Below are 20,255 nucleotides of genomic sequence, written 5' to 3'. Positions count from 1 at the left end.
GGAATTCTCCGCGAATTCGGTCGCTACACTCGACGAGGGCAGTTACCGCCAGGTAACGCGAAAGCCAACAAAGACAAGGCTCGGCCGAATCCGGCCGACGGAGGTACGAGATCATGGCAAACGCAACGGGAGTTACTGAAGTGCATGGAGGCACCGCTGTTGCGGTAGCCGAGCGGGTGGCCGCTGCGCACTCCCTCTGGCTGTCTTCGCTGCCGACGATCCGCCGCGCCCCGATCGGCGACCTGCTGCCGCAGCTGCTCGCCGGCGCGGAGCTGGAGCCGCTCACCGAGCCCATCGCCGCACCGGTCGTCACCGTCGCGAGGACACTCGTCGCCGGCCACGGCCCGGTCAGCGATATGGCCGTCAGCCCCGACGGTCGGCACCTGGTCACCGCCCACTACAGCGCCGACGTGGTGTGTGTCATCGACGCTGAAACACTCTCGGTGACCGCCACCATCGACGGCCTCAGGGAGGCCTACTCGGCGGTCGCGGTCGGCGACCGTGCCTACGTCAGCGCCGCCTCGGACGAGGTGGACGCCGTCGTCGCGATCGACACTCGCACCGGCAAGCCGTTGGCAGCCAAGACTTTCCAGATGACCGCGGGCGGCTTGGCGGTCAGCCCGGCCGGCGACGTGCTCTACGTCGCGCGGACCGCAGACGACATCGTCGATATCGCCGCCGTCGACGTCGAGACCGGTGACGCTACTTCCATCGAGATCCTCGCCGCGCCCGGCGCCTCTGTCGAGGCGCTGAGCGTCAGCGCCGACGGCACCCGCCTGTTCGCTGCGCTGACCACCCCCACGGGCGGTTTGCTGGCCATCATCGACACCGGAGAGCGCACGGTCCGCGACCTCGTCGCGATCGGCGGCTCGATTGGCGACATCGCAGTCATGCCCAATGGCCGCACCGTTTTTGCCACCGGATGGGATGCCGAGTTCGGCGGCGCTGTCCACGTCATCGACGTCGCAGGTGGCCGGGTCACCGACACCATCGAAATGGGCGGTATGCCCACGCAGCTGGTCCTCAGCCGTGGCGGCTCGTGCGCCTACGTCGTCGATCGTGACGCGATCGCCGTACTGTGCACCGCCACTTTCGAGATCGTCGACAGCGTCGTCATCGGCCCGCAGCTGTCCTGCCTGGCCGCCGACCCGGTGCGCAACCGGCTGTATGCGGCCGACTACACCGGCGCGATCACCGCGTTGCGCCTGGAGGCGGCTCCTCGGCAGCAGTTGGCCGCCGCGGCATCCTGAGCAGCGCCTGTCAGGATGGAGTCATGGCCATGACTCCACGGCAGCGCGTCGTCAACTTCGTTCAGCGGCGGTTCGCGAACCCGCTGATGCGATCCGTGCCGGTTCAGACTCTGCTGGAGACCACCGGGCGAAAGTCCGGGGAACCCCGGCGCACTCCGATCGGCGGACGGCTGGAGGGCAACGAATTCTGGCTGGTCTCGGAGTTCGGTGACCGTTCGCAGTATGTCCGAAATATCGCCGCAGACCCGCGGGTGCGGGTGCGGGTTCGAGGTCGCTGGCACAGCGGCACGGCCACCCTGCTACCCGAGGACGACGCACGAGCCCGGCTTGCCAAACTTCCGGCGATGAACAGTGCCGCTGTGCGTGCGATGGGAGACAACCTGCTCACCATCCGCGTCGATTTGGACTAGTGCGCGCTGCAGTCCAGTGACACCGAGATCGTCTGGCTGGTCACCTGCGGGACCAGAATGGTGCGGTCAGTTCCGCGCCCCGGACCCGTGTACGGCACCCACTGGGTTTGAGTCTGCGGGTTACGCACGCTGGTGACCACGCACTTCGACATCGGCCCGGTCCCGAGCCGGTCGATGTTGACGGTGTAACCCTGGCTCTGCAACTGGCTGATCGTGCTCTGCGCCGAATCGTCGGCCCATGCCGTCGCGGCCGGTCCAGCGATGATGCCACCCGCTGCCGCCATCGCGGCGAGCGTCAATGCGGTCCGCATAACCGCGCCTCCTCTTTTCCGACCCAATGATCCTCCCATTGCATCGTTGCCGCAGGGGAAAACGTTCCGCCGCGGGGCGGCCCTTTCGCCGCCAGGAAAACCATCCTGGTCTTTGAGGCGTCGCAGTGCTGATTCGCTCTGCGAATTGCTTTCTGATTGAGGTTGTTTAGCGCGCCAGGTCTGCAAGGACTGAGGCAATCCACAGCTATCGAGGAGGACCCATGCAGGCAGGCCGCCGCGGACCCGATGTTCAGCCGCTCCGAGGGGCGTACATGATCAGCGCCACACCCAGCAGGCAGATCAGCGAACCGGACACATCCCAACGGTCCGGCCGGAACCCGTCGGCCACCATGCCCCACAGCAGCGAGCCGGCCACGAACACGCCGCCGTAGGCTGCCAAGATCCGGCCGAAATGGGCGTCGGGCTGAAACGTCGCCACGAAACCATAAGCACCCAAGGCGATTACACCGAAACCGGCCCAGATCCAGCCGCGGTGTTCGCGGACTCCCTGCCACACCAGCCAGGCGCCGCCGATTTCCAGAAGGGCGGCGGCGACGAACAAGGCGATCGATCTCACCACTATCACCAGGCGACAGTAGCGAACAACACAATGTGCCAACCAGTTCTGCGGTGAAGCCCACCCCTGCCGCGCTAGATTCGGGCATATGCAGTGCACCATGCAGTCCTTCTCCCTGACGGTCTCCGCGATCCTGCGTTACGCCGTCGGCGTCCACGGCGACCGGACAGTGACTACCGCGACCGGCGACGGCTACCGGCATGCCACCTACCGCGAGGTCGGCCAGCAAGCCGCCCGCCTGGCCAACGCGCTGCGGCGCCTGGGCATCAAGGGCGACGAACGCGTCGCCACGTTCATGTGGAACAACCAGGAACACCTGGAGGCCTACGTCGCGGTGCCGTCGATGGGCGCGGTGCTGCACACACTGAACATCCGCCTGTTCCCCGAACAGATCGAGTTCGTCGCCTACGAAGCCGAAGACCAGGTGGTGATCGCAGATCTGTCGTTGGCATCGATTCTGGCTCCGGTGCTGCCGCGCATGGAGACGGTGCACACCGTGATCGCGGTCGGCGACGGCGATCTCGCCCCGTTGGAGGCGTCGGGCAAGCGGGTGCTTCGCTACCACGAAGTCACCGCCGCCCAGTCGTGCGAGTTCGACTGGCCGGAGATCGACGAAAACTCAGCCGCCGCAATGTGTTACACCAGCGGAACCACCGGACATCCGAAGGGTGTCGTATACAGCCACCGGTCGAACTACCTGCACTCGATGGCGGTCTGCAGTGGTAACGCCCTCGGTCTGAGTTTCTCGGACAAGGCCCTGCCTATCGTGCCGATGTTCCATGCCAATGCGTGGGGGTTGCCCTATGCGGCGCTGATGGCCGGCGCCGACCTGGTGTTGCCGGATCGCTTCATGGACGCCACGTCGATGGTGGACCTGATCGAAACCCAGCGGCCCACCGTGGCCGGCGCGGTACCCACGATCTGGAACGACGTGATGAACCACCTGGACCGCAACCCCGGCCACGACATCTCGTCGCTGCGGCTGGTGTCCTGCGGCGGGTCGGCGGTCCCGGTGTCACTGATGAGGGCGTTCGAGGAGAAGTTCGACGTTCAGATCCGCCAGCTGTGGGGGATGACCGAGACCTCGCCGATCGCCACGCTGGCCTGGCCGCCACCGGGACTGTCCACCGACAAGCAATGGGAGATCCGCGGTACCCAGGGTAGGCCGATGTGCGGAGTCGAGACTCGAATCGTCGACGACGAGGGCGCGGTCTTAGCCAACGACGGCGAATCGGTGGGCGAGCTGGAGGTCCGCGGGCCGTGGGTCACCGGCTCCTACTACCGCAACACCGACGAATCGAAGTTCCAGTCGGGCTGGCTGCGCACCGGCGACGTGGGGTGCATCGACGCGCAGGGGTACATCACGCTGACCGACCGCGCCAAGGACGTCATCAAGTCGGGCGGCGAGTGGATCTCGTCGGTGGAGCTGGAGAATCAGCTGATCGCCCACCCGGCGGTGCGGGAGGCCGCGGTGGTGGGTGTGCCCGACGAGCGCTGGCAGGAACGACCACTGGCCGCTGTCGTCCTTCAGGAAGGCGCCGAGGTATCTCCGGAGGAGCTACGGAAGTTCTTGGCCGACAAGGTCGTTCGGTGGTGGCTGCCGGAGCGGTGGACGTTTATCGACGAGATCCCGCGCACCAGCGTCGGCAAGTACGACAAGAAGACCATCCGAGCCCGGCACGCCGACGACGCCTATGAGGTCACGCACCTCCAGTAGCGCGCACGACATCTATCGCTCGGCGCGCTGGTAGGCCGTCACGACGGCGGCTCCGCCCAGCCCGATGTTGTGCTGCAGTGCGGCGGTGACGTTGTCAACCTGGCGCTTGTCGGCGGTGCCGCGCAGCTGCCAGGTCAGCTCGGCGCACTGCGCCAGGCCAGTCGCGCCCAGCGGATGGCCCTTGGAGATCAGGCCCCCCGAGGGGTTGACCACCCAGCGGCCGCCGTAGGTGGTGTCGTCGTTGTCGATGAGAGACGGCGCCTCGCCCTCGCCGCACAGGCCAAGGGCTTCATACAGCAGCAGTTCGTTGGCCGAGAAGCAGTCGTGCAGCTCGATGACCTGGAAGTCGGCCGGGCCCAGTCCGGACTGGTCGTAAACCTGTTGGGCGGCCTGAACATTCATGTCGTAGCCGATGATGTTGGCGGCGCTGCCGTCGAAGGTCGACGCGAAGTCGGTGGTCATCGCCTGCCCGACGATCTCCACCGCCTGGCCGGCCAGGCCGTGTGAGTCGACAAACTCCTCGCTGGCCAGGATCGCTGCGCCGGAGCCGTCTGAGGTGGGGGAGCACTGCAGCTTGGTGAGCGGATCGGAGATCATCTTCGCGCCCAGGATGTCATCGAGGGTGTACTCGTCCTGGAACTGTGCGTAGGGATTGTTCACCGAGTGCTTGTGGTTCTTGTAGCCGATCTTCGCGAAGTGCTCGGCAGTGGTGCCGTACTTCTTCATGTGCTCGCGGCCGGCGGCACCGAACATCCACGGCGCCACCGGAAATGCCATCGTGTCGGTCTCGTTGAGGGCGACGATGTGACGCATCAGGGGCGATTCGCGGTCCTCCGCGCCGCCGCCGAGCGAGCCGGGCTGCATCTTCTCGAAGCCCAGCGCGATCGTGCAGTCGGCGAGCCCGCCGCGGATGGCCTGCGCGGCCAGGAAAAGCGCGGTCGAACCCGTCGAACAGTTGTTGTTGACGTTCACGATCGGGATGCCGGTCATGCCCAGTTCGTAGAGCGCACGCTGCCCGGAGGTCGAGTCACCTGAGCAGTAGCCGACGTAGCCATGCTGGACTTCGGAGTAGTCGACACCGGCGTCGGCCAGGGCCTTGTTGCCGGACTCGTTGGCCATCTGGGGGTAGTCCCAGCCCTCACGGCGACCGGGCTTCTCGAACTTGGTCATCCCGACCCCGACGACGAATACGCGGTTTTTCGCGTTGGCCATGGTCATATCCTTCCGTCCACGCTGACGATCCGGCTAGTGTAAGCCGCCTAGAACCTGTTCTAGTTTGCCACGGAGGTGCAGCAATGGCGTTGCGGGTCGTGCAGTGGGCAACCGGCTCGGTCGGTGTGGCGGCGATCAAGGGTGTGCTGGAACATCCTGATCTCGAACTGGCCGGCTGCTGGGTGCATTCCAAGGGCAAGGCAGGCAAGGACGTCGGTGAGATCATCGGCACCGAACCGCTGGGCGTGACTGCGACCAACAGCCTCGACGACATCCTCGCGTTGGACGCCGACGCGGTGATCTACGCACCGCTGCTGCCCAACGTCGACGAGGTGACCGCACTGCTGCGCTCGGGCAAGAATGTCGTCAGTCCGGTCGGCTGGTTCTACCCCAGCGAATCTGAAGCCGCGCCGCTGGAAGCTGCGGCCCGCGAGGGCAACGTCACTTTGCACGGTGCGGGGATCGGGCCGGGTGCGGCCACCGAACTGTTCCCGCTGCTGCTGTCGGTGATGTCCACCGGAGTGACCTACGTGCGGGCCGAGGAATACTCCGACCTGCGCACCTACGGCGCACCCGACGTCCTGCGACACGTGATGGGTTTCGGTGGCACTCCGGAGAGCGCGCTGACCGGGCCTATGCAAAAGCTGCTCAACGGCGGCTTCTTCCAATCGGTTCGGCTGATCGTCGACCGCCTGGGATTCGCCGCAGAACCCCAGATCCGCACCTCGCAGGAGGTGGCCGTCGCGACCGCACCGATCGACTCACCGATGGGGGTGATCGAACCCGGTCAGGTCGCCGGCCGTCGGTTCCACTGGGATGCCGTGGTGACCAACACCATCGTCGTCCGCATCACCGTCAACTGGCTTATGGGTGAGGAAAACCTCGATCCCGCATGGTCTTTCGGCCCGGCGGGGGAGCGCTACGAGATGGAAGTGAAGGGCAACCCCAACACCTTCGTCACGGTCAAGGGCTGGCAGCCGGAAAGCGTCGAGGAAGGGTTGGTGAGCAACCCGGGCGTCGTGGCCACCGCTGCGCACTGCGTCAACACCGTCCCCGCGACGTGCGCCGCCGAACCGGGCATCGCCACCTTCTTCGACCTGCCGCTCATCACCGGACGGGCAGCACCACAACTCGCACGCTGACTATCATTTCCCCACATGGGCCACCCCGTCGTCGTCGAGCAGTCCCGCGCAATTCCCGTGGGGGTCCAGGATGCTTTCGCCAAGACGTTGCCGATGCCGCTGCCCAGCTTGTTCAACCGCTGGTACGGACCGATTCCGCCGATCAAGGCCGTGCACGACCAAACCGGTGAATGGTCCACCGAAGGGCAGACCCGCACCGTCACTCTGGTCGGCGGTGGCGGTATGCGGGAGAAGCTGACCCGCGTCGACGCCCCGAATGCTTTCGGCTACGCCCTCACTGATGTCCGGGGCGCCATGTCGCCGTTGATCGACCACGTCGAGGGGCTCTGGGAATTCACCCCGCACGGCACCGGAACCAAGGTCAGATGGCAATGGGTCCTGTACCCGAAATCGGGATTGACCGCCCCGGCGTTGCCGGTGTTCGCTCGAATCTGGCGCGGCTACGCCAATCAGGCGTTGGGGACCTTGTCGGACTACCTGCTGCGCTGAGGCCCGGATGTCAGCGCTAGCAGGGCCACGGTCGAATCGCCGACGATTTCTTCAGCGGGCGGCTGTACTGGCCATGGGCACTCCCGCCTTTGTGGCGCTGTTCGACGCGTGTTCCGAAGGGGGACAGTCGAGTTCGGCGTCAGTCCGAAAGATCCCTTCCCCACAGGACCCGGTGAAGTGGGATATCGCGGGTGACAACGAACCGATCGGCGACGGGATGGCTCCCGAGAAGGGTGCCACGCTGCACCTCTACTGCTTCGCCGATTACATCGCACCTGATGCAATCCGGTCGTTCGAGAACAAGTACTCGACCACGGTGCAGGTGACGGAGTTCAACGACACCGACGACGCCATCATCAAGATCGGCGCAGGCAACGTCGACTATGACGTCTACTTCCCGGGCTATGACCAGATCGGCCGACTGGTCACCGATGGCTTGGTCCGTCCTCTCAATCACAGTTACATCCCCAACATTGCGAACGTGTGGCCGTTTTTCGCCAACCCCTGGTACGACCAGGAGTGGCGGTACACGGTGCCCTACACCGTCTACACCACCGGTATCGGATGGCGTGTCGATCAAGTGCCCGCCGATATCGGTGCACTGAAAAATCCCTATGCGGCACTGTGGGATCCGGCCTACAAGAACAAGACTGCCATCATCGATGACTGGCACACCGCGATGGCCATGGTGCTGCTCAAGCTCGGCATCACCGACGTCAACACATCCTCGGCCGATGACCTGAAGAAGGTCGGCGAGCAGCTCACCGCGCTCGTGGCCGCGACATCGCCGAAGTTCACTGCCACTATGTACAGCGACCTGCCTGCCGGCCTGATCGGCTTGTCGCAGATGTGGTCCGGCGACATCATCAATGCGGCCAACTACCTGCCGCAGGGAGCCGGCCCCGATCTCTTGCGATATTGGTTCCCTTCCGACGGTAAAGGACTGATAGACAACGACCTCGTCGTCGTACTGCGCGGCGGCAAGAATCCGGTGCTGGGGCATCTCTTTCTCGACCACATGCTCGACTCCGAGGTCGCCAAGCAGAATTTCCGGCAGATCGGGTACCAGCCGCCGCAGGTTTCGCTGAACCCCGATTCGCTTGTCGCACAAGGGTTGGTCCCGCAGAGCCTAGGCAGCGCTATCGTGCGCCCCGAGTACCTTGACGTCGGATACCGGGTGCTCGAGCTGCAGTCCGCTGACGAGAAGGCCTGGCGCGACGTCTGGCGTGCCAAATCTCGCTGAACGAACCTCGGCGATAAGCACTTACAGCCCACCTGGCAGACTCGCACGCTGTGACGACGAAACGTGCCCTGATCCTGGCCGGCGGCGGCCTCGCCGGAATCGGCTGGGAGACCGGCATCCTGCGCGGGATCGCCGACGAAGCACCGGACACCGCTCAGGCTCTGGTGAACTCCGACGTCCTGGTCGGTACCTCGGCCGGCTCCACCGTCGCCGCGCAGATCAGCAGTCCGCTGTCCTTGGAGCAGCTGTTCGAGCGCCAGACCGGAGACATTTCCACTGAGATCAACCCCGACATCGACGTCGACGCTGTTGTCGCCCTGTTCCTCGAGGCCGGCCAGCAGCCCGGTGACCTGATCGACAAACTGCAGCGGATCGGCGCCATCGCGCTGACCACGCCGACCGTCGACGAGTCGGCCCGCCGCAAGGTCATCGAAGCGCGGCTGCCCGCACACACCTGGCCGGCCCAAGATCTGCGAATCACCGCGATCGACACCGCGACCGGAGAACTGGCGGTGTTCGACTCCTCGTCCGGGGTGGAGTTGGTCGATGCGGTGGCCGCCAGCTGCGCGGTGCCGGGCACCTGGCCACCGGTGACCATCGGCGGCCGGCGCTACATGGACGGCGGCGTCAGCAGTTCGGTCCACACCGCAGTGGCGGCCGACTGCGCCACGGCCGTAGTGCTTGTGCCCGCGAGTGAATCCACCCCGTCCCCGTTCAGCAGCGGCACCGCGGCCGAGATCGCTGCGTTCGGTGCGCGGACCTTCGCCGTTTTCGCCGACGACGCATCGCTGGCGGCGTTCGGCCCCAACTTGCTCGACCCGCGCTGCCGAGTGCCTTCGGCGCTGGCCGGGCGCGAACAAGGCCGCCGGGTAGCGGCGGCGGTTACGGAGTTTCTGGCGTGATGATGATCCCCGGGCCGGTGTTGCGGTAGCCGTCCAAGGCCTTGGCGGCGAGCTCGCGGCCGACGTCGATGATCTCGGCGGCGCGGTGGAAATCCAAGCTGCGACAGGCGGTTCGGGGTATCTCGATGAGCAGGTCGGGCGGGTAGGCCGCCATCTGATGGCGGGCCAGGGCGGCCTGCGCGATGTCGATGGTGCGGTTCATCACCGCGAAGCTGCCGAGCTTGGGGATCTGCTCCGCGTCGTCGGCCTCCTCGGAATCCGAACCGGTGCCGAACCGGCTGAGCATCGAGCGGGCCGCCGGTGTGTCCAGGATCGAGCGTGCGGCGTTGGTGTCCAACAGTGCCGACGTACTGCGCAGCAGCCGGCCGAGCCATTCACCGGTGGCGCCGGCGTCGTCGTCGGCGGCGTCCGCGCTGCCGTCGGGAGCGGGATCGGGGTCGGGACCAGGACCGGGGTCGGGGCCGGACAGGCTGACGGCGATGGTCACGTCGGCGTTGACCGCAGCGATCGGCGCCAGAGGCAGTGGATCGAGGATGCCGCCGTCGGCCAGCAGTCTGCCGTCGAGCACGTGCGGGGCGATGACGCCGGGGATGGCGATCGAGGCGCGGATCGCGGCGTCGACCGGCCCACGCTGCAGCCACACCGACTTGCCCGCGATCAGGTCAGTGGCCACCGCCGTATACGGGATCGGCAACGTTTCGATAGTGGCCTCGCCCAGCATGTCGCGCACTGTGTCGAGGATCTTCTCGGCCCGCAGCACACCGGCCGCCGCGATGGACGGATCCAGCAGTCGCAGGACCGCGCGCTGCGTCAAAGTCTGTGCCCAGTCGGAGAATTCATCCAACGCCCCGGCAGCATGCAGGCCGCCGACCAACGCTCCCATCGACGAGCCGGCGATGCCGATGATGTCGTAGCCGCGGCGCTGCAGTTCGTCGATCACGCCGATGTGCGCATACCCCCGCGCGCCGCCACTGCCGAGCGCCAGTGCGACCCGCCCAGCGGGGGATTGTCCGGCCATCACTCCATTCTGCTCACCCTCTTCAGGTAGGGACGAAAATGGGCACCCCTCGCGGGGTGCCCATTTCCTCAGGGGACGCGTCGTCGCGCCCCGGTTAGTCGCGCTGGACCGAGTCGATGCTGCCCAGCTTGTCGCTGCCCACCGTGTATCCCAGCGAATCGAATGTGGTGTTGCGGGCGTCACCGGACCCGCTAGGGGCGGCGGCCGCCGGGGCGGCCAAGCCGATGACGAGCGCGCTCATCGCAGAGCCCACCAGGCCGGCGACTGCGTACTTGGTCATGTCTATTGCCTCTTCTTCTTGTTTCCTCTTGCTGGCCCGGCGTCCCGAGCCGATTACAAGTGTGTAAACCGCGAGGTCAGGCAAATAATTCCATTGGCAGGAACAGGGCGATGGCTGGCAGGAATCACCTCTCCTGGGGTGATTTTTGCTACCCGTGATTGGAAGGGCTCAGCACCCGCCCTCGGCGGCCGCCTTCACCGCGACGATCACCGCTGCCTGCTGCGCGGCCGACAACTGGCCCCAGGTGCTGTTAAACGTCGCTGGACCGGGCGCTGCGTTGCTCTGCAGGTCCTTGAGGAACGGCTCGACCAAGGTTGTCGGATCGCCGCCCTTGGCTTCCATCCACTTCTTGGTGGCCATGCAGGCCTGCGCATATTGTTCTTCGGTCGATTCTGCGGGCACGTCAATACGCGTGGTTACACCGCCGGGGGATGTCCCGATCGTGCCCGACGGCGTGGCCGTTGCGCTCGTCTGCGAGGTTCCGCTCGGGGGCGCCGGCGTGGTGGAGGTGCCGTGCCCGCCGCCACCCGATGTGCACGCGGTGAGACCCGTGACACACGCAGCGACGGCGAACAGGGAGCGACATCGGTACCCGGGCATGGACTCAAATCTATGCAACACTGGCGGCCATGACGGAGCGCACCGGGTCTCGGGAGTGTTGTCGGTCGTAACCGACCCCCGAAATTCGTCCCTTCCATCGCGGAAAGTTCCTCGTCATGCCGTACTCGGGCGCCGCCCTCTCCCTTGCCGCATTTCCCTCCACCGCCCCAGCCGTCTCGGCGCCAACCCGATTGCGGTTGCCCGACCTGCTCCACGCCACCGACAAATACGCCGATGAGGTGTTGCGCGGTCAATTCAACGACCTGTTGCCGGCCGGCGGTCCGCCGGCCGACGAACGGTGGTTCACCCGTTTGCATGCCGACGACGAGCTCGACGTCTGGCTGATCAGCTGGGTGCCGGGCCACACCACCGAGCTGCACGATCACTGCGGGTCGCTGGGGGCACTCACGGTGCTCTCCGGTGCGTTGCACGAATACCGTTGGGACGGTGAACGACTGCTTCGCCGCCGCCTGGATGCCGGCGATCAGGCCGCGTTCCCGCTCGGGTGGGTACACGATGTGGTGCGGGCTCCGGTCAGTGCCCCGCCCGCGACGGCTACGCTGAGTGTGCACGCCTATTCGCCGCCGCTGACGGCAATGTCGTATTACGAAGTGACCCAACGCAACACGCTGCGTCGCACCCGTACCGCGCTGACCGACGAACCTGAAGGATTCTGATCCGATGACCAGCCGAATCGACCGCATCCTGGCCGACGCCCGGGAGCGGTTGCATCGGCTGGCGGCCCGCGACGTCCCGGCAGCGCTGCGTCGCGGCGCCATCCTCGTCGACATCCGTCCGGCGGCCCAGCGTGCCGCCGAAGGACAAACCCCGGCCGCCCTGGTCATCGAGCGCAACGTGCTGGAGTGGCGCTGCGACCCGACCAGCGACGCGCGGCTGCCCCAGGCGAAAGACGACGAGGTCGAATGGGTGCTGCTCTGCTCGCAGGGTTACACATCGAGCCTGGCCGCGGCCGCACTGCACGACCTCGGGCTACACCGAGCTACTGACGTCATCGGCGGCTATCAGGCGCTGGCCGAAGCCGGTGTGCTCGGCGAGCTGAGCGAGCTCACTCCGGCGCAGTGACGATTCCGCGCAGCCGGTCGGTCTTCTCCGGCGTCCACCCCGGCGGCTGCAGGATCGCGGCCCACGCGTTGACGACATCACGCACATAACGGTGACCGTGGCCGTCGGGCACGTCCACGGCGACCGCCATGTCGGCGGAGACCTGCAGGAACGTGACGATCGGGGTCCAGTACATGTCGGGGGACACGTCGTAACCGCGCGGCTCGCGCAGCCAATCCGGTTCGGAGAACAGCAGATCGGGGTTCCACCACGCGATCGGGTCGGAGGCGTGTTGCAGGTAGACGATGCGCGGATAACCCCACGGCTTGTCCGGCCGGTCCAGGTTGTCGGGCCGTGCTGAGAGCCGGATGTTGCGGCCTTGATCGAAGATCGGTAGCCACATCGGCGAGCCCTCGTCGCGGTTGACCGTGACGTCGTTCCACATCGTGTTGTTGAAGGTCGGCCCGGAGAACAACGCCCCGTCCGTGCGGGCGATGATGTTGTTCGGGCTCAGGAACGGCGCTTCACCGCCGAAGGAACCCAGGCTCTCGCCGAACACCACGATCTTGGGCCGCTGCGCCTCGGGCATCGCGCGCAGCCGTTCGTCGACCGCCTCGAACAGGGCCTGGCCGGCCTGGCGGGCGTTCTCCTTGTCCACCAGGAAGGACAGCCAGCTCGGCAGGAACGAGTACTGCATGCTGACGATCGCGGTGTCGCCGTTGTACATGTACTCCAGCGCGGACGCCTCGGCTTCGTTGATCCAGCCCGTTCCCGTCGTGGTCGCCACGGCGATGACTTTGCGCTTGAACCCGCCCTCGCGCTCCAGTTCTCGCGCGGCGAGCTCGGCCGTCGCCCTGATGTTCGGGGCGGAGTTCTTGCCCGCATACGCCCGGATCGGCTCGATCGCGGGGGCGCCGTTGAACTTCGTGAGCTGCGCGACGGTGGGTCCACCGGAGACGAACACACGGCCCTGGTGGCCCAACGAAGCCCACGTGACCAGCGAGCCGGGACCGCCCGACAGGAGCGGGCTGGTGGGTGCCGGATTGTCGGGATCCATCTCGTCGTTGGCTGACGCGAACGTGCTGTTGAGGAAGCTCATACCGCCCCGGATCACCACGCCGTTGAGGATGGCGATCGTCAGGCTCAGCAGTATCACCACCACGACGACTGCTGAAACACGCGGTGGGGCAAAGCGATTCAGCTGGCGAACCAAATACCTGACGAGTTTGCCGACCAGCTGGCCGATCTCGACGAAGACGAACAGCACGATCACGCCGATGATCGCGGCCTGCGGGTAGTTGTACCAAGTCAGACGGGGCACGCCCATCAGGTCGCGGACCTGGTCCTGCCAGACGTGGAAAAAGTAGATCGCGAAAACCAGGCCGATGATCCCGGCGGCGACGAGCACCGGCCAGGCCCAGCGCGGAGCGTGTGGACTGGTAGGCCGCGAAAGCATGAAATTCACCAGCCAGACCGCAAAGACGCCGAGGCCGTATCCGATGGCACCGGCGGAACCGCTGACCAGACCCTGGAACAACGGCCCGCGCGGCAGCAGTGACGGAGTGAGCGAAAGCCACAGGAACGCCAGTGCCATGGCGGTTCCCGTGAAGGTGTAGTGGCGCTGCCACCAGTCCGGCGTCGGGTTGGATTCGGGCGTCACCGCGGCAGGCTCAGCAGCGGCAACCGCCGAGTCGGCGGATTCGGTCTGCTCCGGCTCGGCTTCGCTCACGACAGCACCTTAGCGGTGCGTGAAGTTCGGAGTGCGCTTCTCGGTGAAGGCGGCCATGCCCTCAGTCTGGTCGTCGGTGGCGAATGCGGAGTGGAACAATCGGCGCTCGTAGAGCAGGCCCTCGGTAAGGGTGGATTCGAAGGCTCGGTTCACGGCTTCCTTGGCCATCCGGGCAGCCGAACGCGACATCTGCGAGATCGTCGTGGCGACGGCCTTGGCCTCGTTGAGCAGGTCATCGGCGGGCACCACCCGTGAGACCAGGCCGCTGCGCTCGGCCTCGGCGGCGTCGATCGTGCGGCCGGTCAGGATCAGGTCCATCGCCTTGGCCTTGCCGATCGCGCGGGTGAGCCGCTGCGAGCCGCCCATGCCCGGCAGCACCCCCAGTTTGATCTCGGGCTGGCCGAACTTCGCGGTATCGGCCGCGATCAGCACGTCGCACATCATCGCCAGCTCGCAGCCGCCGCCGAGTGCGTAGCCGGCGACCGCCGCGATGGTGGGCGTGCGGACCGCCGCGAGTTTGCCCCAGGCTGCGAAGAAGTCCGCGTCGAAGACCTCCGAAAACGAGAGGGTCGCCATCTCTTTGATATCGGCGCCGGCGGCGAACGCCTTGGCGCTGCCGGTGATGACGATGGCGCCGATGCCGGGATCGGCGTCGAATTCAGCAGCGGCCGTAGTCAGCTCGACCATCACCTGGCTGTTGAGAGCGTTGAGCGCCTGGGGGCGGTTGAGCGTGATCGTGCCGACCCGGTCCTCGCGGTCGACCAGGATGGTTTCGTAGCTCGTCTTGGGGCTCACATGTCCTCCTCGAAGGTCAGGTCCGGGTCTGCCGGCGCGAAGTACTGTTCCACATCCTGCTCGGTCACTGCCGCCAGCGACGGCGGGGCCCACGTCGGATTGCGATCCTTGTCCACGATCTGCGCGCGGATGCCCTCCACCAGGTCGTGCGAGTCAAGCGATGCCGAGGACACCCGGTACTCCTGCACCAGAACGTCTTCCAGGGTGTCGAGCCCGGCGGCGCGCCGGACCGATGCCAGCGCGACGGAAGCCGCGATGGGGGAGCGCGACGCGATGAGGTCGGCGGCTTTCTTGGCTTCGTCTTGGTCATGGCTACGCAGGGCGGTGACAATGTCGGCGACCGTCTCGGCCGCATAGCACTCGTCGATCCAATGCCGCTGGGCAACAAGGTGACTCGGCGGGGGATCGGTGGCGAAGGCCTTGACGGCCGCATCCACGCCGTCGGCGACGATCGCGGCGATGAACGGTTCGAGCGAGTCATGCGGCACGTAATGATCGGCGAAGCCCAGCGCGATGGCGTCGGCGCCCGAGAACGGCGCGCCGGACAGGGCGGCGTGCAAGCCGAGCCCGCCGGGGGCCCTGGACAACAGATATGTGCCGCCGACGTCGGGGATGAAACCGATGCCGACCTCGGGCATGGCGACCTTCGAGGTGTCGGTGACCACTCGCACGCTGCCGTGCGCGGCGACCCCGACGCCGCCGCCCATGACGATGCCGTCCATGACCGCCACATACGGCTTGGGGTAACTGCCGATCTGTGCGTTGAGCCGGTACTCGTCCAACCAGAACTGTCGCGCTTCGGCACCCCCGGCCCGGGCGCTGTGATAAATCGCCACCACGTCGCCGCCTGCGCACAGGCCGCGCTCGCCGGCACCGGTGAGCACCACCGCACGCACGTCGTCGTCATGTGCCCAGTCGGTGAGTGCCTTGGCGATGATCGCGACCATGTTGTGGGTCAGCGAGTTGATTGCCTTCGGGCGATTGAGTGTCAGGAAGCCGACACCGCCATTGACACGGGTCAAGACTTCGGCGGAATCAGCCGTCACGACAGCGAGGTCCTTCCGTACGCGAAAAGCTTGGATGTCCTAGTTTCTCAGCGGCAAAAGTACCACCAGGCAAATGATCGTTACCCGCCGGATGCCGACCGCAGGTAAGGTCAGGCTCCGTAGCGCCGGACACGCCGGGAAGAAGATTGTGGACTTCCTGGGAACCGGTTTTGGACGCCGTTCGTTGACGGTGCGTTACTCGACTTCCAGGAGAGGATTCCGACGGTGCGGGAGACCAGCAACCCGGTATTTCGTTCGCTGCCCAAGCAGCAGGGCGGATACGCACAATTCGGTACCGGTGTAGCCGGTGCACAGCAGGTCGCTTACCAGACCGACCCCTACGCGGCGCCCTACACGCCGCAGGCCGGTGTCTCGCGGCCCATGACGATCGACGACGTGGTCACCAAGACCGGCATCACCCTGGCTGTGCTGTCTGTCGTCGCGGTCATCTCCTACTTCCTGGTCTCGGCCAACCTCGCGTTGGCCATGCCGCTCACCCTGATCGGTGGACTCGGCGGCCTGGCCCTGGTACTGGTCGCGACGTTCGGGCGTAAGCAGGACAACCCGGCCATCGTGCTGAGCTACGCCGCCCTCGAGGGCCTGTTCGTCGGAGCCATCTCCTTCGTCTTCGCCAATGTCGTCGTATCCGGCGCCAACGCCGGTGTGATGATCAGCCAGGCGGTGCTCGGCACCATCGGCGTGTTCTTCGGCATGCTCGTCGTCTACAAGACCGGCGCCATCCGCGTGACGCCGAAGTTCACCCGCATGATCGTCGCCGGCATGGTCGGCGTGCTGGTGCTGATCCTCGGCAACTTCGTCTTGGCGATGTTCGGTGTTGGTGGCGGCGAGGGCCTGGGCCTGCGCAGCGGCGGCCCGATCGCGATTGCCTTCTCGCTGTTCGTGATCGCGCTTGCGGCGTTCAGCTTCCTGATCGACTTCGACGCCGCGGACCAGATGATCCGCGCCGGTGCACCGGAGAAGGCAGCCTGGGGTGTTGCCCTCGGCCTCACCGTGACGCTGGTGTGGCTCTACATCGAGATCCTGCGCCTGCTGTCGTACTTCCAGAGCCGCTAGCTGCTCTCACGCACAAAGCCCCGGCCTGCACGGCCGGGGCTTTGTCGTATGCACCGGTTCTGCGCACAGATCGGGGTTCATCCCCAGCGAGACGCTCTGTGTACATAGTTGATCGCACCGATCCCGCAGGGTGGGTGAGTGATCTCTGGCCAACCCTTCATCGGAAGTGAAGCGATCGCCACCGGGCAGATTCCTAAGCACCTCCTGCGGACGCGGTACAGGCCAGTTTTTCCCGGTGTCTACGCGGAAAAGAACGCAGCCCTGACACTCCACGATCGCGCGTACGCCGCTTGGCTGTGGTCGCGCCGTTCCGGGGTCATCATGGGGCTGACGGCTGCTGGTCTGCATGGGAGTAAGTGGCTCGATGAAGACCTGCCTATCGAGTTGATGTGGTCAAATGCGCGGCCGCCGAGTGGCATTCGAACGCGATGTCTCACGATGCGTCCCGAGGAGCGAATGCGCGTGGGTGGACTGCCGGTGACATCTCCAGCTCGAACCGCGTTCGACGTGGGGCGCTGCGCTTTCCCGACGCATGTGGCCGTCGGACGGATGGATGCCCTGTTCCGGGCGACCGGCTTGAGTGTCGACGAGGTGGCGACGATTGCCGCCCGGCATCGAGGTGTGCCGGGCTTGCGCAAGCTCGAGACAGTGCTGAGCTTGGTCGACGTGGGCGCGCAGTCGCCGAAGGAAACCTGGTTGCGATTGGTCCTTGTGCGTGCTGGGTTACCGCGGCCACGAACGCAGATTCCAGTGGTTGTCGGTGGCTGGACCAAGTACTACCTGGACATGGGGTGGGAGGACGTCAAAGTCGCTGTCGAGTACGACGGCGAGCATCACCGAACGGATCGGCTGCAGTACGCCAGAGACTCGGCCCGTCGGGAGGAATTGGAGCGGCTGGGATGGATCGTCATCCGTGTGCTCGTCGGCGACACCTCGGAAAACATTGTGTGGCGGGTGCGGGACGCGATAACGCGTCGGCAATCGGTTCTGCGATGAGAGCGTGAAAGGGGCTGTCAGACACGCTCTCACCGCAGAACCGATGCGAAGTTACGAGAGCCGCTCGACGATCATGGCCATGCCCTGCCCGCCGCCGACGCACATCGATTCGATGCCGAACGTCTTGTCGTAGGTCTGCAGGTTGTTGAGCAGGGTCGCCGTGATCCGCGCGCCCGTCATACCGAACGGATGCCCCAGCGCGATCGCGCCGCCGGAGACGTTGAGCTTGTCCTCGTCCATCCCCAGCGCCCGCGCCGAGCCGAGCACCTGCACGGCGAACGCTTCGTTGATCTCGTACAGGTCGATGTCGGAGATCGACATCTTCGCCTGAGCCAGCGCTTTCTTGACGGCCTCGATCGGGCCCAGCCCCATGATCTCCGGCGACAAGCCGGACACCCCGGTCGACACGATGCGGGCCAACGGGGTCAGCCCCAGCTCCTTGGCCTTGGTGTCGGACATGATCACCACTGCCGCGGCGCCGTCGTTCAGCGGGCACGCGTTGCCTGCGGTGATCGTGCCGTTGGGCCGGAACACCGGCTTGAGCTGGCTGATCTTCTCGTAGGTGGTGCCTGCGCGCGGGCCATCATCGGTGCTGACTACCGTGCCGTCGGGCAGGGTGACGGGCACGATCTCACGCTCGAAGAAGCCGCTCTTGATGGCGTCCTCGGCACGGTTCTGTGAGCGCACGCCCCAGTGGTCCTGGTCTTCGCGGCTGATCCCGGTGTGCAGCGCCACATTCTCGGCGGTCTGGCCCATCGCGATGTAGACGTCGGGAATCAGGCCGTCTTCGCGCGGATCGCGCCATTCCTCGGCTCCGGCGGCGGCTGCCGTCGAGCGCTCCTGCGCCTCGGCGAACAGTGCGTTCTTGGTATCCGGCCAGCCGTCGGCGCTGCCCTTGCCGAACTGCGAGACCGTCTCCACGCCGGCCGAGATGAAGGCGTGGCCCTCGCCGGCCTTGATCGCGTGGAACGCCATCCGCGTGCTCTGCAATGACGACGAGCAGTAGCGGTTCACGGTGGTGCCCGGCAGGAAGTCATAGCCCAGCTCGACGGCGACGACGCGGCCGATGTTGAAGCCCGACTCACCGCCGGGCTGACCACAACCCATGATCAGGTCGTCGATCTCGCGGGGATCCAGCGCGGGCACCTTGTCCAGGGCGGCGCGCACCATCTGGGCGGCCAGATCGTCCGGGCGGATGCTGACGAGTGACCCCTTTTGCGCCCGACCGATCGGCGAGCGGGCAGTGGAAACGATGACGGCTTCGGGCATGACGGCTCCTTGGTGTGCAGCGACGATTGCACACGAACCTAGCTCGCCTGCACCACGATCGGTGCGGGGACCCCGGTGGTCTTCCTGCGGAGGAGCCGTGTCAGCGGTCCAAGCCGGTCAGTGAGCGCCCGGACCTCGGAGCGGGTGACCCAGGGGAGATCGGGCACGGTAGCGCCGGTCCACTCGCCCAGCGCGTGGCACAGCGCCGGAAGCAATTGGTTGGCGGCCAACGCATAGCCCGCCGCCGACGGGTGGTAGCGGTCTTCGGAGAACATCACGTCGGGCGCCTGAAGGAAGTTGGGCGCCAACAGATCGGCCAGCGGCACCGGTACACCGCCGGCCGCGCGCACCGCGGCGGCCTGTGCACGCGCCAGTTGAAGCCCGCGCGAGCGGGTGGCCCACCGCAGCGGCTGCGGAATCTCCTTGATGACCCCGAAATCCGGGCAGGTGCCGACGACCACCACCGCGCCGGAAGCACGCAGGCGTTGCACCGCCGCACCGAGCCGGCGGGCCGACGCACTGAGCCCGTTGAGTGCAGTGATGTCGTTGGCGCCGATCATGATCACCGCGGCATCGGGCGGCGGACCCGCCACGAACATCGCGTCGACCTGACCGGAGAGGCCCTTCGACGTCGCACCCACGATTGCCTTGGTGGACAGCCGGATCAGCTTGCCCGACTCCTCGGCAAGACCGCGCGCGATCAGCACGCCGGGCACCTCGTCGGCGGTGCGGCAGCCATAACCGGTGGCCGTCGAATCCCCGAACACCATCAGATGAAGGTCGAACGACTCGCCGCGCTCCCAGCGCCGGACCGGCCCGCCACCGGGGGCGTAGATGCCGTCCGCGCGCGGCGGGACGTCCCAGGATTTGGGGATGACACTGCGTACTTGATCCGCCTGGCCGCTGAGCAAACTCCGCGCACCCAACACGGCGGTGCCGGTGGATGCCAGAACTCCCGCCGCCGCCAACGCTGCTGTCGACTTCCGCGAAGCGCGTATGCCCACCGGGCCAGTTTAGGTGCTGCTCGGGCGTGAATCCCCCTCCGACGGTGGCCCCGCGATTACGGACAGGTATCAGATCCGGTAAGAAATCAAATCGTTAGTTGTTGTAGGTAATACAGATGGCAAGCTAAG

The 20,255-nt window shown here is 66.1% G+C and carries 22 protein-coding genes; 11 read left to right on the top strand and 11 right to left on the bottom strand.

Annotation, left to right across the window (positions count from 1 at the left end):
• The first annotated feature begins 113 nt into the window (after positions 1–113).
• Positions 114–1,250 carry a YncE family protein gene (locus CG716_RS09510; RefSeq protein ID WP_133066900.1) on the top strand — a complete coding sequence of 379 codons (1,137 nt, stop codon included), beginning with the start codon at positions 114–116 and terminating at the stop codon, positions 1,248–1,250.
• A gap of 23 nt (positions 1,251–1,273) precedes the next feature.
• Positions 1,274–1,660, top strand: coding sequence for a nitroreductase/quinone reductase family protein (locus CG716_RS09505; protein ID WP_094478790.1), 387 nt, complete (start codon positions 1,274–1,276; stop codon positions 1,658–1,660).
• Here CG716_RS09505 and CG716_RS09500 read toward each other — a convergent pair.
• Together CG716_RS09500 and CG716_RS09495 are read right to left on the bottom strand one after the other, a co-directional pair.
• Complete coding sequence (locus CG716_RS09500) at positions 1,657–1,971, bottom strand: hypothetical protein (RefSeq protein ID WP_094478788.1); 315 nt, start codon at positions 1,969–1,971, stop codon at positions 1,657–1,659. The two genes, CG716_RS09505 and CG716_RS09500, sit on opposite strands and share 4 nt — an antisense overlap.
• A gap of 250 nt (positions 1,972–2,221) precedes the next feature.
• Positions 2,222–2,557 carry a YnfA family protein gene (locus tag CG716_RS09495; protein WP_094478786.1) on the bottom strand — a complete coding sequence of 112 codons (336 nt, stop codon included), beginning with the start codon at positions 2,555–2,557 and terminating at the stop codon, positions 2,222–2,224.
• A 79-nt stretch (positions 2,558–2,636) separates the two neighbouring features.
• Here CG716_RS09495 and CG716_RS09490 point away from each other — a divergent pair, with 79 nt between their 5' ends.
• Positions 2,637–4,265: a fatty acid--CoA ligase gene (locus CG716_RS09490; protein ID WP_094478784.1), complete on the top strand. Its 1,629-nt coding sequence runs from the start codon at positions 2,637–2,639 to the stop codon at positions 4,263–4,265.
• A gap of 12 nt (positions 4,266–4,277) precedes the next feature.
• On the opposite strand, the gene CG716_RS09485 is transcribed toward CG716_RS09490, so the two are convergent.
• Complete coding sequence (locus CG716_RS09485; RefSeq protein WP_094478994.1) at positions 4,278–5,477, bottom strand: lipid-transfer protein; 1,200 nt, start codon at positions 5,475–5,477, stop codon at positions 4,278–4,280.
• 83 nt (positions 5,478–5,560) lie between these two features.
• On the opposite strand from CG716_RS09485, the gene CG716_RS09480 reads away from it, so the two are divergent.
• From CG716_RS09480 to CG716_RS09465, 4 genes are all read left to right on the top strand, one after another.
• Positions 5,561–6,619 (top strand): NAD(P)H-dependent amine dehydrogenase family protein, encoded by a 1,059-nt coding sequence (locus CG716_RS09480; protein WP_094478782.1) that lies wholly within the window; start codon positions 5,561–5,563, stop codon positions 6,617–6,619.
• A 15-nt stretch (positions 6,620–6,634) separates the two neighbouring features.
• Entirely contained in the window at positions 6,635–7,108 is a 474-nt protein-coding gene (locus tag CG716_RS09475) for an SRPBCC family protein (RefSeq protein ID WP_094478780.1), read from the top strand.
• Positions 7,109–7,181: 73 nt separating this feature from the next.
• Positions 7,182–8,351 (top strand): polyamine ABC transporter substrate-binding protein, encoded by a 1,170-nt coding sequence (locus tag CG716_RS09470; protein WP_234817773.1) that lies wholly within the window; start codon positions 7,182–7,184, stop codon positions 8,349–8,351.
• A 50-nt stretch (positions 8,352–8,401) separates the two neighbouring features.
• Positions 8,402–9,253 (top strand): patatin-like phospholipase family protein, encoded by an 852-nt coding sequence (locus CG716_RS09465; RefSeq protein ID WP_207760615.1) that lies wholly within the window; start codon positions 8,402–8,404, stop codon positions 9,251–9,253.
• Here CG716_RS09465 and CG716_RS09460 read toward each other — a convergent pair.
• The 3 genes from CG716_RS09460 to lpqV all read right to left on the bottom strand — a co-directional run bounded on the left by CG716_RS09460 (position 9,234) and on the right by lpqV (position 11,151).
• Positions 9,234–10,271, bottom strand: a complete 1,038-nt coding sequence (locus tag CG716_RS09460) for a patatin-like phospholipase family protein (RefSeq protein ID WP_094478776.1) — start codon at positions 10,269–10,271, stop codon at positions 9,234–9,236. The two genes, CG716_RS09465 and CG716_RS09460, sit on opposite strands and share 20 nt — an antisense overlap.
• A 94-nt stretch (positions 10,272–10,365) precedes the next feature.
• Positions 10,366–10,551 (bottom strand): hypothetical protein, encoded by a 186-nt coding sequence (locus CG716_RS09455; RefSeq protein WP_094478774.1) that lies wholly within the window; start codon positions 10,549–10,551, stop codon positions 10,366–10,368.
• 168 nt (positions 10,552–10,719) lie between these two features.
• Positions 10,720–11,151 (bottom strand): lipoprotein LpqV, encoded by a 432-nt coding sequence (gene lpqV / locus CG716_RS09450; RefSeq protein WP_094478772.1) that lies wholly within the window; start codon positions 11,149–11,151, stop codon positions 10,720–10,722.
• Between the two features lie 116 nt (positions 11,152–11,267).
• Between lpqV and CG716_RS09445 the strand changes: the two genes are divergently transcribed.
• Together CG716_RS09445 and CG716_RS09440 are read left to right on the top strand one after the other, a co-directional pair.
• A complete protein-coding gene (locus CG716_RS09445) occupies positions 11,268–11,828 on the top strand; it encodes a cysteine dioxygenase (protein WP_094478770.1) in 561 nt (186 codons plus the stop codon).
• 4 nt (positions 11,829–11,832) lie between these two features.
• A complete protein-coding gene (locus tag CG716_RS09440; RefSeq protein ID WP_094478768.1) occupies positions 11,833–12,234 on the top strand; it encodes a rhodanese-like domain-containing protein in 402 nt (133 codons plus the stop codon).
• Here the strand turns inward: CG716_RS09440 and CG716_RS09435 are convergent.
• Genes CG716_RS09435 through CG716_RS09425 form a run of 3 tightly spaced genes read right to left on the bottom strand, consistent with a single transcriptional unit; the run spans position 12,218 to position 15,783 of the window.
• Positions 12,218–13,942 carry an alpha/beta hydrolase gene (locus CG716_RS09435; RefSeq protein ID WP_420093180.1) on the bottom strand — a complete coding sequence of 575 codons (1,725 nt, stop codon included), beginning with the start codon at positions 13,940–13,942 and terminating at the stop codon, positions 12,218–12,220. The genes CG716_RS09440 and CG716_RS09435 overlap by 17 nt on opposite strands.
• 9 nt (positions 13,943–13,951) lie before the next feature.
• A complete protein-coding gene (locus CG716_RS09430; protein WP_094478766.1) occupies positions 13,952–14,737 on the bottom strand; it encodes an enoyl-CoA hydratase in 786 nt (261 codons plus the stop codon).
• Positions 14,734–15,783 carry an enoyl-CoA hydratase/isomerase family protein gene (locus tag CG716_RS09425; protein ID WP_094478764.1) on the bottom strand — a complete coding sequence of 350 codons (1,050 nt, stop codon included), beginning with the start codon at positions 15,781–15,783 and terminating at the stop codon, positions 14,734–14,736. The genes CG716_RS09430 and CG716_RS09425 overlap by 4 nt, the downstream gene beginning before the upstream one ends.
• A 225-nt stretch (positions 15,784–16,008) precedes the next feature.
• Here CG716_RS09425 and CG716_RS09420 point away from each other — a divergent pair, with 225 nt between their 5' ends.
• Together CG716_RS09420 and CG716_RS09415 are read left to right on the top strand one after the other, a co-directional pair.
• A complete protein-coding gene (locus tag CG716_RS09420) occupies positions 16,009–16,857 on the top strand; it encodes a Bax inhibitor-1/YccA family protein (protein WP_094478762.1) in 849 nt (282 codons plus the stop codon).
• A 141-nt stretch (positions 16,858–16,998) separates the two neighbouring features.
• Positions 16,999–17,853, top strand: coding sequence for an endonuclease domain-containing protein (locus tag CG716_RS09415; RefSeq protein ID WP_410431447.1), 855 nt, complete (start codon positions 16,999–17,001; stop codon positions 17,851–17,853).
• Positions 17,854–17,904: 51 nt separating this feature from the next.
• Here the strand turns inward: CG716_RS09415 and CG716_RS09410 are convergent, their stop codons facing one another.
• Positions 17,905–19,122, bottom strand: a complete 1,218-nt coding sequence (locus tag CG716_RS09410; RefSeq protein WP_094478758.1) for an acetyl-CoA C-acetyltransferase — start codon at positions 19,120–19,122, stop codon at positions 17,905–17,907.
• A 38-nt stretch (positions 19,123–19,160) separates the two neighbouring features.
• Entirely contained in the window at positions 19,161–20,126 is a 966-nt protein-coding gene (locus CG716_RS09405; RefSeq protein ID WP_165774082.1) for an SGNH/GDSL hydrolase family protein, read from the bottom strand.
• Positions 20,127–20,255 lie beyond the last annotated feature (129 nt).

It is taken from the genome of Mycolicibacterium sphagni, assembly GCF_002250655.1.
Taxonomy (GTDB): domain Bacteria; phylum Actinomycetota; class Actinomycetes; order Mycobacteriales; family Mycobacteriaceae; genus Mycobacterium; species Mycobacterium sphagni.
The sequence above is the reverse complement of the archived record's forward strand: the minus strand, read 5'-3'. Positions and strand labels throughout refer to the sequence as shown.

Coding starts and splice junctions, on each gene's coding strand:
- CG716_RS09440 (WP_094478768.1), top strand. CDS start 11,833: ATGACCAGCCGAATCGACCGCATCCTGGCCGACGCCCGGGAGCGGTTG.
- CG716_RS09455 (WP_094478774.1), bottom strand. CDS start 10,551: ATGACCAAGTACGCAGTCGCCGGCCTGGTGGGCTCTGCGATGAGCGCG.
- lpqV (WP_094478772.1), bottom strand. CDS start 11,151: ATGCCCGGGTACCGATGTCGCTCCCTGTTCGCCGTCGCTGCGTGTGTC.
- CG716_RS09410 (WP_094478758.1), bottom strand. CDS start 19,122: ATGCCCGAAGCCGTCATCGTTTCCACTGCCCGCTCGCCGATCGGTCGG.
- CG716_RS09470 (WP_234817773.1), top strand. CDS start 7,182: ATGGGCACTCCCGCCTTTGTGGCGCTGTTCGACGCGTGTTCCGAAGGG.
- CG716_RS09490 (WP_094478784.1), top strand. CDS start 2,637: ATGCAGTGCACCATGCAGTCCTTCTCCCTGACGGTCTCCGCGATCCTG.
- CG716_RS09500 (WP_094478788.1), bottom strand. CDS start 1,971: ATGCGGACCGCATTGACGCTCGCCGCGATGGCGGCAGCGGGTGGCATC.
- CG716_RS09445 (WP_094478770.1), top strand. CDS start 11,268: ATGCCGTACTCGGGCGCCGCCCTCTCCCTTGCCGCATTTCCCTCCACC.
- CG716_RS09460 (WP_094478776.1), bottom strand. CDS start 10,271: ATGGCCGGACAATCCCCCGCTGGGCGGGTCGCACTGGCGCTCGGCAGT.
- CG716_RS09485 (WP_094478994.1), bottom strand. CDS start 5,477: ATGGCCAACGCGAAAAACCGCGTATTCGTCGTCGGGGTCGGGATGACC.
- CG716_RS09480 (WP_094478782.1), top strand. CDS start 5,561: ATGGCGTTGCGGGTCGTGCAGTGGGCAACCGGCTCGGTCGGTGTGGCG.
- CG716_RS09510 (WP_133066900.1), top strand. CDS start 114: ATGGCAAACGCAACGGGAGTTACTGAAGTGCATGGAGGCACCGCTGTT.
- CG716_RS09475 (WP_094478780.1), top strand. CDS start 6,635: ATGGGCCACCCCGTCGTCGTCGAGCAGTCCCGCGCAATTCCCGTGGGG.
- CG716_RS09505 (WP_094478790.1), top strand. CDS start 1,274: ATGGCCATGACTCCACGGCAGCGCGTCGTCAACTTCGTTCAGCGGCGG.